At 64.9% G+C, this 12,457-nt stretch carries 13 protein-coding genes, 1 tRNA gene, 1 pseudogene and 1 riboswitch; of the genes and pseudogenes, 13 read left to right on the top strand and 2 right to left on the bottom strand.

Going from position 1 to position 12,457, the window contains the following annotated elements:
• Positions 1–206: 206 nt before the first annotated feature.
• A riboswitch (ZMP/ZTP riboswitch) is annotated at positions 207–307 on the bottom strand.
• 180 nt (positions 308–487) lie between these two features.
• From ACV22W_RS32945 to ACV22W_RS32905, 9 genes are all read left to right on the top strand, one after another.
• Positions 488–1,234 carry an SDR family NAD(P)-dependent oxidoreductase gene (locus ACV22W_RS32945; RefSeq protein WP_175668721.1) on the top strand — a complete coding sequence of 249 codons (747 nt, stop codon included), beginning with the start codon at positions 488–490 and terminating at the stop codon, positions 1,232–1,234.
• A 107-nt stretch (positions 1,235–1,341) separates the two neighbouring features.
• A complete protein-coding gene (gene ybgC, locus ACV22W_RS32940) occupies positions 1,342–1,827 on the top strand; it encodes a tol-pal system-associated acyl-CoA thioesterase (protein WP_448023697.1) in 486 nt (161 codons plus the stop codon).
• A gap of 144 nt (positions 1,828–1,971) precedes the next feature.
• A complete protein-coding gene (tolQ, locus tag ACV22W_RS32935; RefSeq protein WP_010091489.1) occupies positions 1,972–2,649 on the top strand; it encodes a protein TolQ in 678 nt (225 codons plus the stop codon).
• 10 nt (positions 2,650–2,659) lie between these two features.
• Positions 2,660–3,109: a protein TolR gene (tolR, locus tag ACV22W_RS32930; protein WP_059535490.1), complete on the top strand. Its 450-nt coding sequence runs from the start codon at positions 2,660–2,662 to the stop codon at positions 3,107–3,109.
• Entirely contained in the window at positions 3,106–4,173 is a 1,068-nt protein-coding gene (gene tolA, locus ACV22W_RS32925) for a cell envelope integrity protein TolA (RefSeq protein WP_448023695.1), read from the top strand. The genes tolR and tolA overlap by 4 nt, the downstream gene beginning before the upstream one ends.
• A gap of 109 nt (positions 4,174–4,282) precedes the next feature.
• On the top strand, positions 4,283–5,578 hold the full coding sequence (tolB, locus tag ACV22W_RS32920) for a Tol-Pal system beta propeller repeat protein TolB (RefSeq protein WP_448023693.1): 1,296 nt from the start codon (positions 4,283–4,285) through the stop codon (positions 5,576–5,578).
• Between the two features lie 17 nt (positions 5,579–5,595).
• Entirely contained in the window at positions 5,596–6,105 is a 510-nt protein-coding gene (gene pal / locus ACV22W_RS32915) for a peptidoglycan-associated lipoprotein Pal (protein ID WP_059465490.1), read from the top strand.
• A gap of 19 nt (positions 6,106–6,124) precedes the next feature.
• On the top strand, positions 6,125–6,874 hold the full coding sequence (gene ybgF, locus ACV22W_RS32910; RefSeq protein WP_448023692.1) for a tol-pal system protein YbgF: 750 nt from the start codon (positions 6,125–6,127) through the stop codon (positions 6,872–6,874).
• A 58-nt stretch (positions 6,875–6,932) separates the two neighbouring features.
• A tRNA-Lys gene (locus tag ACV22W_RS32905) sits at positions 6,933–7,008 on the top strand.
• 153 nt (positions 7,009–7,161) lie between these two features.
• Here the strand turns inward: ACV22W_RS32905 and ACV22W_RS32900 are convergent.
• Complete coding sequence (locus ACV22W_RS32900) at positions 7,162–8,109, bottom strand: cupin domain-containing protein (protein WP_448023691.1); 948 nt, start codon at positions 8,107–8,109, stop codon at positions 7,162–7,164.
• A 130-nt stretch (positions 8,110–8,239) separates the two neighbouring features.
• On the opposite strand from ACV22W_RS32900, the gene ACV22W_RS32895 reads away from it, so the two are divergent.
• The 3 genes from ACV22W_RS32895 (at position 8,240) to cysC (ending at position 10,309) form a co-directional block, all read left to right on the top strand.
• The gene (locus tag ACV22W_RS32895) at positions 8,240–8,569 is read left to right on the top strand and encodes a carboxymuconolactone decarboxylase family protein (RefSeq protein WP_059474721.1); all 330 of its coding nucleotides are present in this window, start codon (positions 8,240–8,242) and stop codon (positions 8,567–8,569) included.
• Between the two features lie 150 nt (positions 8,570–8,719).
• Positions 8,720–9,553 carry a class II glutamine amidotransferase gene (locus ACV22W_RS32890; RefSeq protein ID WP_448023689.1) on the top strand — a complete coding sequence of 278 codons (834 nt, stop codon included), beginning with the start codon at positions 8,720–8,722 and terminating at the stop codon, positions 9,551–9,553.
• Positions 9,554–9,745: 192 nt separating this feature from the next.
• Positions 9,746–10,309: an adenylyl-sulfate kinase gene (gene cysC, locus ACV22W_RS32885; RefSeq protein WP_448023699.1), complete on the top strand. Its 564-nt coding sequence runs from the start codon at positions 9,746–9,748 to the stop codon at positions 10,307–10,309.
• 129 nt (positions 10,310–10,438) lie between these two features.
• Here cysC and ACV22W_RS32880 read toward each other — a convergent pair.
• A pseudogene (locus tag ACV22W_RS32880) lies at positions 10,439–11,109 on the bottom strand (GNAT family N-acetyltransferase).
• Between the two features lie 407 nt (positions 11,110–11,516).
• Here ACV22W_RS32880 and ACV22W_RS32875 point away from each other — a divergent pair.
• Positions 11,517–12,329 (top strand): mechanosensitive ion channel family protein, encoded by an 813-nt coding sequence (locus tag ACV22W_RS32875; RefSeq protein WP_448023688.1) that lies wholly within the window; start codon positions 11,517–11,519, stop codon positions 12,327–12,329.
• Positions 12,330–12,457 lie beyond the last annotated feature (128 nt).

Below are 12,457 nucleotides of genomic sequence, written 5' to 3'. Positions count from 1 at the left end.
TTCCTGCTCGATCGCTGCAAAGATTTCGGGATCGACGTTCGCGATGGTGCTTTGGGCTCTGTCAAACATACGGTTTCCGTTAAGTGTGTACAGGTTGACCGGAGTGGCCGAGTACATTGCGCTGCTGGCGGAACCAGCCCGACGTGGCGGAAGAATCCGTATGACGCGAGGCAGGACAGCCACCGGCGATGCACGCGACGGCGCACAACGGCTGCCCAGGCGAACGGCAAAAACGGCGCCCCGCGCTTCACGGTGGGATGCTCCACCTTGAACCCGAAGGGTTCTATCGCCAGTCACGCAGGGGTGATGAGCGCGTTAGTGTATTGGATGCGTCATGAATAGGCAACCGCGCGACATTAGCCCGGAAATAATAAGGGCCAGACGTTACGCGCCCGTGCCGACGCGCTTTGGCGCCTTGCCGCGGTGCCGCAATCTCAGTAGGCTTGCGAAATTCCATCCGCTACTTTGTTACCGACCAGGAGCAGCAATGATCGTGTTCGTCACAGGCGCGTCCGCCGGCTTCGGCGCCGCCATCGCCCGTGCCTTCGTCAAGGGCGGCCACCGTGTCGTCGCAACCGCGCGCCGCAAGGATCGTCTCGATGCGCTCGCGGCCGAGCTCGGCGACGCACTGCTGCCGTTCGAGCTCGACGTGCGCGACCGCGCCGCCGTCGAAGCCGTGCCGGCCGCCCTTCCTGCCGAATTCGCGGCGCTCGACGTGCTCGTCAACAACGCCGGTCTCGCGCTCGGCGTCGAGCCGGCGCACAAGGCCAGCCTCGACGAGTGGCAGACCATGATCGACACGAACTGCTCGGGCCTCGTGACCGTCACCCATGCGCTGCTGCCCGGCATGATCGCGCGCGGGCGCGGTCACATCTTCAACCTGGGTTCGGTGGCCGGCACCTATCCGTATCCGGGCGGGAACGTATATGGTGCGACCAAGGCTTTCGTCCGACAATTCAGCCTGAACTTGCGCGCCGACCTGATCGGCACGCCGTTGCGCGTCACCGATATCGAGCCGGGCTTGTGCGGCGGCACGGAATTCTCGAACGTCCGCTTCCGCGGCGACGATGCGAAGGCGGCGAACGTCTACCAGAACGTCCAGCCGCTCACGGCCGAGGACATCGCCGACACGATCTACTGGATCGCGACGCGCCCCGCGCACGTCAACATCAACACGATCGAAATGATGCCGGTCGCCCAAGCCCCGGCCGGCCTCACGATCCATCGCGGCTGACACGGCGGCGCGGCCGCGGGCCCGGTTCCGGCCGGCCCGCGGCGTGCTACGACGTACTACATTCCGTTACGAATCGGTTACGAATCGGGCCTCGGCCTTCCGGTAAAATGCGCGCCATGACTCAGCCTACCCGCTCCCCGGACGCGCAGTTCGGCTTCACCTGGCCGGTACGCGTGTACTACGAGGACACCGACGCAGGCGGCATCGTCTTCTATGCCAACTACCTGAAATTCTTCGAGCGCGCCCGCACCGAATGGCTGCGCGCGTGCGGCATCGACCAGCGTCGGCTCGCCGACGACACGGGCGCGATCTTCATCGTCCGCAGCACCTCGCTCGACTACCGCGCACCGGCGCGACTCGACGACACGCTGACGATCACGAGCCGGCCCGGACGCATCGGCCGCGCATCCGTCGAATTCACGCAGGAAGCCTGGCGTGGCGACACGCTGCTCGTCGCCGGACACATCCGCCTCGGCTGCGTCGACCGAACCGGCATCCGGCCCGCGGCAATCCCGCCGGTCGTGCTCGACGCGCTGCAACGCGGGCCCGTCATCGACGCCGGGCAGACTGTATTGTCAACGAAGCTCGGATGAGCACCGTTTAGACAAAACCTATGAACTTGCCTTCCTGAATCGATACTAAGCAAGGTTCGGCGCCAGGCCAGGCCGGCGCGCCGCGCCACACGCATACCGTGCCCCCTCGCCGGACACCCCCGAAGGGACGTTACTCAAACCTCTATGAACACTTCTCAAGACCTGTCGATCATTTCCCTCGTCCTCAATGCGAGCGTGCTGGCCCAGGCCGTGATGGGGCTGCTTCTGCTCCTGTCGCTGATGTCGTGGACCTTCATCTTCCGCAAGTGGTTCGCGATCCGCCGCGCACGCGCGCAGACCGAACGCTTCGAAAGGGATTTCTGGTCGGGCGGCGACCTCCAGGCGCTTTATCAAAGCGCGGCCAACAATCGCCACACGATCGGCGCGCTCGAGCGGATCTTCGAATCGGGGATGCGTGAATTCCTGAAGGCGAAGGAAAAGCGCATCAGCGACCCGGGCCTCGTGCTCGACGGCGCGCGCCGTGCGATGCGCGCGTCGTTCCAGCGCGAAATGGACGTGCTCGAAGCGAACCTCGCGTTCCTCGCGTCGGTCGGCTCGGTTAGTCCGTACATCGGTCTGTTCGGCACCGTCTGGGGGATCATGAACTCGTTCCGCGGCCTGGCGAACGTGCAGCAGGCAACGCTTGCGAACGTCGCACCGGGCATCGCCGAGGCGCTCGTCGCCACCGCGATCGGTCTGTTCGCCGCGATTCCGGCGGTGGTTGCGTACAACCGCTACGCGCACGACATTGACCGCCTCGCGATCCGCTTCGAGACCTTCATCGAAGAATTCTCGAACATCCTGCAGCGTCAGGCCCAGTAAGGAGCGCGCCATGGCAGGAAGTCCCATTCGATCCAGCATGCGCGGCGGCCGCTCGCGCCGCGCGATGGCCGACATCAACGTCGTGCCGTACATCGACGTGATGCTGGTGCTGCTCGTGATCTTCATGGTCACGGCACCGCTCGTCGCCCCGTCGATCATCAATCTGCCGACCGTCGGCAATGCCGCCCCCCAGGAACAGACGCCGCCGGTCGTCGTCAACATCAAGGCCGACCGCACGATGAGCGTCAAGTACAAGGGCGACTCCGGCGCGACGCAGGAAGACACGATGACCAAGGCCGAGCTCGACAGCTTCATCTTGGCCCGGCAGGCTGACCATCCCGACCAGCCCGTCGTGATCGCGGCCGACAAGACCGTGCAGTACGATGCCGTCATGACCGTGATGTCGGACCTGAAGGCGCGTGGCGTCAAGCGCGTCGGCCTCCTCGTCAAATCGCAATGAACCGGCAGCAATCCACGCGCGGCAACGCCTATCCGTCTCAGCCGCCTCGCGAACGCGGCACCTGGCGCGCGTTCGCGCTCGCCGCGCTGATGCACGTGCTGCTCGCGTTGTTCCTCTATCACGGCGTGCAATGGCAGAACAGCACGCCGGCCGGCGCGGAAGCCGAACTGTGGACCGAGGTGCCCGACGTACCCGCGCCGCGGCCCGTCGTCACACCGACGCCGCCCGCGAAGCTCGCACCGCCCCCTCCCCCGGTGCGGGACGAGCAGGCGGACATCGCGTTGCAGCAGAAGAAACGGCAACAGGAAGCGGCCGCGCGCGAAGCGCTGCTCGAGCAGGAGCGCCGCGCGCAGCAACTGAAGGCCCAGCAAGAAGAAGCGCGGCGCGAGCAGTTGGCGGCCCAGCAGGCTGCCGCCCTCGCCGCGCAGAAGGCCGCCGAGCGCGAAAAGCAGAAGCAGGCGGACAAGCTCAAGCAACAACAGCTCGTGGAGCAACAGAAGCTCGAACAGCAAAAACTCCAGCAGCAGAAACTGCAGCAACAGAAGCAGGCGCAGCTTGAAGCGCAGCAAGCGGCGAAGGCCAAGGCCGACGCGGCTGCGAAGGCGAAGGCTGAAGCCCAGGCCAAGGCGAAGGCCGAAGCGACGGCGCGCGCGAAGGCCGACGCGGCGGCGAAGGCGAAGCTCGACCGTGAGCGCAGTGCGCGTCTCGCGCAGATGCAAGGCATGTCCGGGGCTGGCGAAGGCGGCGGCGAAGGCCTCGCGAAAAGCGGTACCGGGACCGGCTCCGGCGGCAATGCCGCGTCGCCCGGCTATCCCGACAAGGTGCGTCGCCGCGTGAAGCCGAACATCGTCTGGGGCGGCGAGCGCGCGGGCCTGACGACGGTCGTCGCAATCCGCTGCACGCCGTCGGGCGACGTGCTGAGCGTTTCGATCCGCCGTTCGAGCGGAAATTCGGGGTGGGATCAAGCCGTGGTCAATGCGATTCAGGCGTCGGTCCCATTGCCGCCCGATTCTAACGGTCGTACCCCGTCCGACATTACGATTACCTTCAAGGCGGCGGAGTGATCGCAAATGCGCTTACACTCCGTGCGTCGCTGCCGGACGGGAACGAATCGGGTATTTTTACTGTCTCTGCGGTTGCGCAGCGATCCAAGTCACATGGGAAGCAAGAAGCATGAGTTTGATGACGAAACTAGGTTTCAGGGCACTCGTGGCCTCGTGTCTGATTGCGGCCGGCGGCGCCGCTAACGCGCAGGTCAACGTGCTGATCACCGGCGTCGGTTCGACCCAGTTCCCCATCGCCACCGCGAACTTCGCGAACGAGGCGGGCCTGCCGCAGCAGGTCACGTCGATCGTCCGCGCCGACCTCGCCCGTAGCGGCAAATTCACCAATATCGACGCGGGCAGCACGCCCGTGCCCGAGACCGCATCGGTCGATCTCGGCGCATGGAAGGCCAAGGGCGCGAACGCGTTCGTCGCCGGCAGCGTGAACCGCGAAGCCAACGGCCAGTACAAGGTGAACTTCATCCTGTACGACACCGTGAAGCAGCAAAGCCTCGGCGGCCTGTCGCTGACGGCGAACGACAACACGCTGCGCACGGCCGGCCACAAGATCGCCGACTACATCTACCAGAAGCTGCTCGGCGTGCGCGGCGTGTTCGCCACGCGTCTGTCGTACGTGATCAAGACGGGCAACCGGTACCAGTTGCAGATCTCGGACTCGGACGGCCAGAACGCACGCATCGCGCTGTCGAGCACCGAGCCGATCATCTCGCCGGCGTGGTCGCCGAGCGGGACGAAGGTCGCGTACGTGTCGTTCGAGCGCAAGAAGCCGATCGTCTACATCCACGACCTGCCGACCGGCCGCCGCTACATGGTCTCCGACCAGAAGGGCAACAACAGTGCGCCGGCGTGGTCGCCGGACAGCAACACGCTGGCCGTTGCGCTGTCGCTGACGGGCAACACGCAAATCTACACGGTCAACGCGAACGGCGGCGGTCTGCGCCGGCTCACGCAGAGCAGCTCGATCGATACCGAGCCGTTCTACTCGCCGGACGGCCGCTGGATCTATTTCACGAGCGATCGCGGCGGCGCGCCGCAGATCTACCGGATGCCCGCGCAAGGCGAAAGCGCCGGCTCCGCGCAACGCGTGACCTTCACCGGCAGCTACAACACCAGCCCGCGCATCAGCCCGGACGGCAAGCTGCTCGCCTACATCTCCCGCACGGGTGGGGGGTTCAAGCTGTACGTTCAGGATCTGCAAACCGGCGCGGCGAACGCCATCACGAATACCAATCGCGACGAATCGCCGAGCTTCGCGGCAAACGGCCAGTACCTTCTTTACGCTACCCAGTCGGGTGGTCGCAACGTGCTGGCAGCAGTGCCCTCCGACGGCAGCGCGCCGCCGCAGATCCTGTCCGTCCAGGGCGGCTCAGTTCGTGAGCCGTCGTGGGGGCCCTTCATGCAATGACCACAAGGAGAGTAACCATGATGTCGAACAAAGCTCGTCTGGCCCTGGCCGTGATGATGATCAGCGCGCTCGCAGCGTGCAAGTCGGGCGTGAAGCTCGACGACAAGGCCAACGCGGGCGCGATGAGCACGCAACCGAGCGCCGACAACGTCGCACAAGTGAACGTCGATCCGCTGAACGATCCGAACAGCCCGCTCGCGAAGCGCAGCATCTACTTCGACTTCGACAGCTATTCGGTGAAGGACGAGTACCAGCCGCTGCTGCAGCAACACGCGCAGTACCTGAAGAGCCACCCGCAGCGCCACGTGCTGATCCAGGGCAACACCGACGAACGCGGCACGAGCGAGTACAACCTCGCGCTGGGCCAGAAGCGTGCGGAAGCTGTGCGCCGCGCGATGGCACTGCTCGGCGTGAACGACTCGCAGATGGAAGCCGTGAGCCTCGGCAAGGAAAAGCCGCAAGCATCGGGTCACGACGAAGCATCGTGGGCGCAGAACCGTCGCGCCGACCTCGTCTACCAACAGTAAGTAACGGAAGAGTTGCCGTATGACGCACCGTGTATCCTGGCTGCGGATCACCGCAGCAATCTGCGTCGTCGGCGCGGCGTGGTCGGCCGCGCCGGCGCACGCCGGCATGTTCGACGACAACGAGGCGCGCCGCGCCGTGCTCGATCTGCGCAGCAAGAGCGACAACCTGTCCAGCCAGTTGTCGGCCGCCCAGCGTACGATCCTCGATCAATCCGGCCGTATCGACCAGCTGAACCAGCAGGTCGCGACGCTGCGCGGCGAGAACGAAGATCTGACGAACCGGCTGACGACGCTCGAGCGGCAGCAGAAGGAGTACTACCAGGATCTCGACGCGCGGCTCAAGAAGTTCGAGCCGCAACAGGCGACGATCGATGGTGTCGAAGGCACCGTGCAGCCGGGTGAAACGGATGCGCTCAGCGCGGCGCAGCAGCAATTCCGCAACGGCAACTTCAAGGCCGCCGCCGCGTCGTTTCGCAGTTTCATCGCGAAGTATCCGCAGAGCCCGTACCAGCCGACCGCGCAGTACTGGCTCGGCAACGCGCAATACGCGCTACGCGACTACCGCGGCTCGACCGCGACGTGGCAAGCGATCGTGAGCAAGTATCCGCAGCATCCGCGCGCGGCCGACGCGCTCGTCGCGATCGGTACGAACCAGCTCGAGCAAGGCCAGAAGGCGGCCGCGAAGAAGACGTTCGAGCAGGTCGTGTCGCAATACGCCGGATCGAACGCTGCGCAGACGGCACAGGGCAAGATCGAAAGCATCAAATAAATCATGATGACGGGTTGTTGACAGACCAGCGATCCGCCGCTATAATTTTTTGCTCTTTGGGTCGTTAGCTCAGTTGGTAGAGCAGCGGACTTTTAATCCGTTGGTCGCGTGTTCGAGTCACGCACGGCCTACCAAGATGTCAAGAAGGGGCTTCCGGGAAACCGGAAGCCCCTTTTTCATTGTTGCTGCCGCGCAAGCAGGTATGCGCCACGGCAGGCAGCCACTTCTCCCCTCCTCGTTTTTCGCCAACGGTTCGTCGTCGAGCACGACGATCCCGCGGGCAACCCTCACGTGCCGCGCTGCGCGCGCCGCCAGCGCCCCGGCGTCGTGCCGAGCACCGCGCGAAACGCCTTGCCGAACGCCGCCTCCGACTGATAGCCGACCGCCTGCCCGATTTCAGCCTGGCCGCGCTGCGTATCCTGAAGCAGCGCGCATGCATGCATCATCCGGATCCGTGCGACGAACGCGCCGACGCTCATCCCCGCCTTCGCTCGGAAATGCCGCGCATAGGTCGCACGGGACATCGCGGACGCCGCGCCAAGCGATTCGACCGTCCACGATTGCGCCGGCGCCTGCAGCACGGCCTGCACCGATGGGCCGAGCCGCGCGTCGGCGGCCAGCGCGAGCCAGCCGGCCGGCACGCGCGCATCGCGGCCGTACGCGCGTAACGCGTAAGCAAGCAGCGCCTGTCCGAGCGCATTCACGATCGCACGCGCACCCGGCTGCGCGTTCGATGCCTCCGCGCGCAGCACGCTCGTCAGCAGTTGCAGCGACGCCGGCCCCGACGCCTCGCGCAACCCGACATGCAGCACGCGCGGCAGCGTGCGCATCAACAAATCACCGGCACCGCGCGCGTAGACGAAACGCCCGCAGAGCAGGTCGACACTTGCATCGGCCGGGGCCGCGGGATCGCGATTCGACTTGACCGGTAGCACTGCACCGCCGGCCGCGCCTGGTTCACGCAGCGACGCGACCGACCGCACACCGCCGCCCTCGACATCAGACAAGTCGTGCGCGTCCCCCGCCGGCAACAGCACGAAATCGCCATCGGACAGCCGCAGCGTACGCCCGTCGGCCGTGCGCAGCTGGCACGTACCGGACAGCAGCAGGTGAAACGCCGCCTCGCCGGGCGGCAACGGATCGTGCGGCATCGCGAACGGGCCTTCGAGCAGGCAGCGCACGTCGAGTTCGACATGACTGCGACCCAGCGACAACAGTTGGCTTAACGCGTCCATGAGACGTTTGCGCTAAAAATTGACACTCTAGCGTATCGAAACCCTCAGCGTGAGCGATCAGAATAAGTGCTGCATCGCCCGAGATCGCGGCATCCGCCGCCCGATCCACTTCTTCTCGAAAGGACGCATCATGCTGAACTGGAACGAATACCGGAAGGAACTCACGACGCGCATCGGCGAAATCGCGAAGCTCTCGCCCGACACACTGGCCGGCTACAAGGCGCTGTCCGGGGCCGGTGCCAAGACGGGTCATCTCGACGCGAAGACGCGCGAACTGATCGCGCTCGCGGTGGCCGTCACGACGCGCTGCGATGGCTGTATCGCCGTGCACACGGCTGAAGCCGCGAAGCATGGTGCGACCAAGGAGGAAGTGGCCGAAGCGCTCGGCGTCGCGATCGCACTGAATGCGGGCGCGGCGCTCGTCTACTCCGCCCGCGTGATGGACGCGCTCGGCGACTGACGCATGCACGAAGGATGCGGCACCCGCCGCATCCTTCATCGACGATCGCCCGGTGCAGACTGCCAATCGGCGAGCACGGGGCAGCCTCGTATGGCGGCGCCGCGAAGTCGGCTACCATGCGCGAGAGGATTCATCGCGAAGGAGCGCTCCATGTGCCGCTGGCTCGCCTATACGGGTAATCCGATCCATCTCGAGACCGTACTGTTTCGCGCGAAGCATTCGCTGATCGACCAGAGCCTGCATTCGGAACTGGGCACCACGACCACCAACGGCGACGGGTTCGGCATCGGCTGGTACGGCGACCCCGATGAACTGCCGTTCCGCTACCGCTCGGTGCATCCCGCATGGAACGACCGCAACCTGCGCGAAGCCGCGCGCGCGATCCGCTCGCGGATGTTCATCGCGCACATCCGTGCGGCAACCGATACGCCCGTCCAGGAAACCAACTGTCACCCGTTCCGCCATGGCCGCTGGCTGTTCGTGCACAACGGGTTGATCCGCGATTTCCACAAGTTGCGCCGCGACCTGACGATGAAGGTCGACCCGGCGCTGTTCGCTACGCTCGAAGGGACGACCGACTCCGAGCTGATGTTCCGTCTTGCGTTGACTTACGGCCTCGAGCAGATGCCGCTGCCGGCGCTCGAACGCATGGTCGGCGTGATCGAGGAAACCGCCGCGCGATACCGCGTCGCCGAACCGCTCAACATGACGATTTGCGCAACGGACGGCGATCGGATCATCGCTGTGCGCTACTCGAGCGAACGGCAATCGCGCTCGCTGTTCCACAGCACGTCGTTCAAGCATCTGCACGAACTTTACCCGCACAATCCGCGCATCGTCGAAGCGGGCGACGACGCGTTCATGATCGTGTCGGAGCCGCTCGTCGACCTGCGCGGCGCATGGGAGGAAGTGCCCGAAAGCACGGCGATCGTCGCGCATGGGGCGGATGTGCAGCAGCGGCCGTTCAATCCGCGGCACAAGTAGGCCGCATTGGCACGGTTTACGACCTCAACGAGCATAGCAAACGTATGCGGAGATACAAATACGCCGGCAAATGAATCGATTGCAAACTTTCCGGCGCGCTACAATTATCAACAAAAGTCAAAACAGAGTAACCGCGCGACATCGCACTTCAAATCAGAAATGACTCAAGATCCTAAAAACCGGCCGCGCGTCATGCCGCCGAACCGTGAATCCGTACGCGTCGATTTAATCCAGAGTCGGGCCTTTGTGGTGTGGCTCACCGGGATCTCCGGCGCCGGCAAATCGACGCTGGCGAATCTGCTGAAAGAACAAATCGAGGCACGCGGACTTCGCACCTATCTGCTGGATGCCGACCGCTTACGTGAGGGGCTGAACCAGGATCTCGGATTCAGCGTTGCAGATCGTCATGAAAATATCCGCCGGACCGCCGAGGTAGCTAGGCTACTCGTAGATGCGGGATTCGTCGTCATCGCTGCTCTGATCTCGCCATTTCAGGAGGCACGCGACAAGGCTCGTGCCCGCTTTGACGCAGGTACGTTTATCGAGGTCTTTGTCGACGCCGCTTTGGATGTAACCGAGGCGCGCGATCCCAAAGGACTCTATGCTATGGCCCGACAAGGAGCCATTCGCCAGTTCACCGGCATCGATTCCCCCTATGAACGACCACAGTCGCCCGAAGTACACATCAAGACGGCCGAGGCCAGTCCATCCGAGTGTGTAGACGCGATCATTCGGATGCTGCCGCTCGGCAGCTGACGTCATCTCGATGGATCGTCACGCCACGGTCGTCGTCTCGCTGCTCGCACGAACGGCAACCGCGTTCGCAAATGATGCGAAAATGCAGCCCCACCGTTTTGACTACGGCACAACTGACAATGCGCGCCGTCAGCCGCGACGCGTGAGCCGCATGCGTACCGAATCGAGCGCGGCCGGCAGCTGTCGCGAACGCTGACGCGACCGCGTCAGCGCGACAAAGCCGAGCCGCTCGTACAGTGCGCGGGTGCGCTCGTTGCGGGTCAGCACGTCGAGCACGATGTCACGGCTGTCGTCGTCCGGCAACGCACCGCTCTCGAGCGCGTCGCGCAGCAGTGCGGTGAAGATGCCCGTGCCGCGTCGTCGCTCGTCCGTCGCGCAATGCGCAATCAGGATCTGCGTACGCTTGGGCGCCGGAATCTCCGTTTCGAGCACCAGCCCGCGCAGCAGCTGGCCGATCGCGCGGCGCACGCCGAAAAAGCACGCCAGGACCCATACGACGTGAACGTCGTCCGGCGCCCGTCATGGATGGCCATCACGGCATGCACGGTGCCGTCGGCGCCGACCGCGACCCGATGCCTGCGCCACGAGAACCGGCCGTGACGCGACCGGAACGCCTGTTGCAGGAACGCGATGCACCGCGCGTCGCTTTCACCGAGAAAGAAGCCGAATTCGCGTGCGCCGGATGCAAACACGAGCGGCGCGCATGCCGCCGCATCGTCCGCACATGCGGCGCGAAACGGCGTCGACGCACCGGCTTGCGGCACCTGGAAGGACGGCGCGAGTGCCGCGGCGGGCGTCATGCCGCCCGCCCCGCCAGGCGGGCCAGCACATCGACCGTCCGGCTGATCTGCCCGGGCTCGTGCGTCGAGCAGATGAAGAACCGCAGGCGCGCGGCCTTTTCCTCGACGGTGCCGTTTCGACGTGTCCGATACTGGTCTTGACCGAACCGATCAGCAGCGGATCAGACTCGGGCCGGCCGCTCAGTCTGCATCCGCGATCCTTCGGCAATAAGCGGAAATTAACCGGGATTGCACTCCGGGTTTAACAATGCTCGTGTCTCGGCAAACAGCGTGCATCGCGCTGATTGAAGCGTTTTCGATACCGGCATCCAAGCAGGCGCGGTGGTTGTCTCGGTCTCACAGGTCGGTTATAACCGTGCGACGAATATCGGCCGCAGGCCATTCTTTAAACCCGCCTTGGAGCCCTCATGCTGAACCTGGAATCCGCCCAGCAATTCCTGATGACCCGCGGCCTCGACTTTGGCCTCAATCTCCTCGCCGCGATCGTGTTGTGGTTCGTCGGCCGCTGGGCGATCCGCATCGCCACGCGCCTGCTCGGCAAGGTCGTGCGCCGCAGCGGCAAGGTCGACCCGACGCTCACCGACTATCTGACCTCGGTCGTCAGCGTGCTGCTGACGATCCTGCTGATCCTCGCGATCCTGCAGATCTTCGGCGTGCAGACCACGTCGTTCGCCGCGCTGCTCGCCGGCCTCGGCCTCGCGATCGGCACCGCCTGGGGCGGCCTGCTCGCCCACTTCGCGGCCGGCGTGTTCATGCAGGTGCTGCGGCCGTTCAAGATCGGCGACGTGGTCAGCGCGGGCGGCGTCACCGGCACGGTGAAGGAGCTCGGTCTGTTCGGCACGACGATCATCACCGCCGACAACATCGTGACGATCGTCGGCAACAACAAGATCTTCTCGGACAACATCTCGAACTACAGCGCGACGCCGCATCGCCGCGTCGACCTGACCGCGAAGATCGCGAACGGCGTGGACGCGGTCGATGCGATCAACCGCCTGAAGTCGCAGATCCAGCAGATCCCGAACGTGCTGCCTCAGCCGGCGCCGGACGTCGGCGTGCTGCAGTTCACGCCGGAAGGCCCGCTGCTGTTCGTGCGTCCGTCGACGCAGCCGGAGAATTACTGGCAGGTGTACTGCGATACCAATCGCGTGATTCTCGAGACGTTCCGTGACGCGCAATACCCGACGCCTGAAACGCCGATCTTTCATCGCACGACCTGACGGAGCGATGGCGCTCGACGGCTCGCCGGATTCCGACTGAGGCAGCCGGCGTCGAGCAGCCGGATCGGCCGACACCGCACATCGGCAATCGGCCGAATCGCACGGACGAAAAAAAAGCGCGAGCCGTT

This window comes from Burkholderia sp. AW49-1 (genome assembly GCF_053427845.1).
The sequence above is the reverse complement of the archived record's forward strand: the minus strand, read 5'-3'. Positions and strand labels throughout refer to the sequence as shown.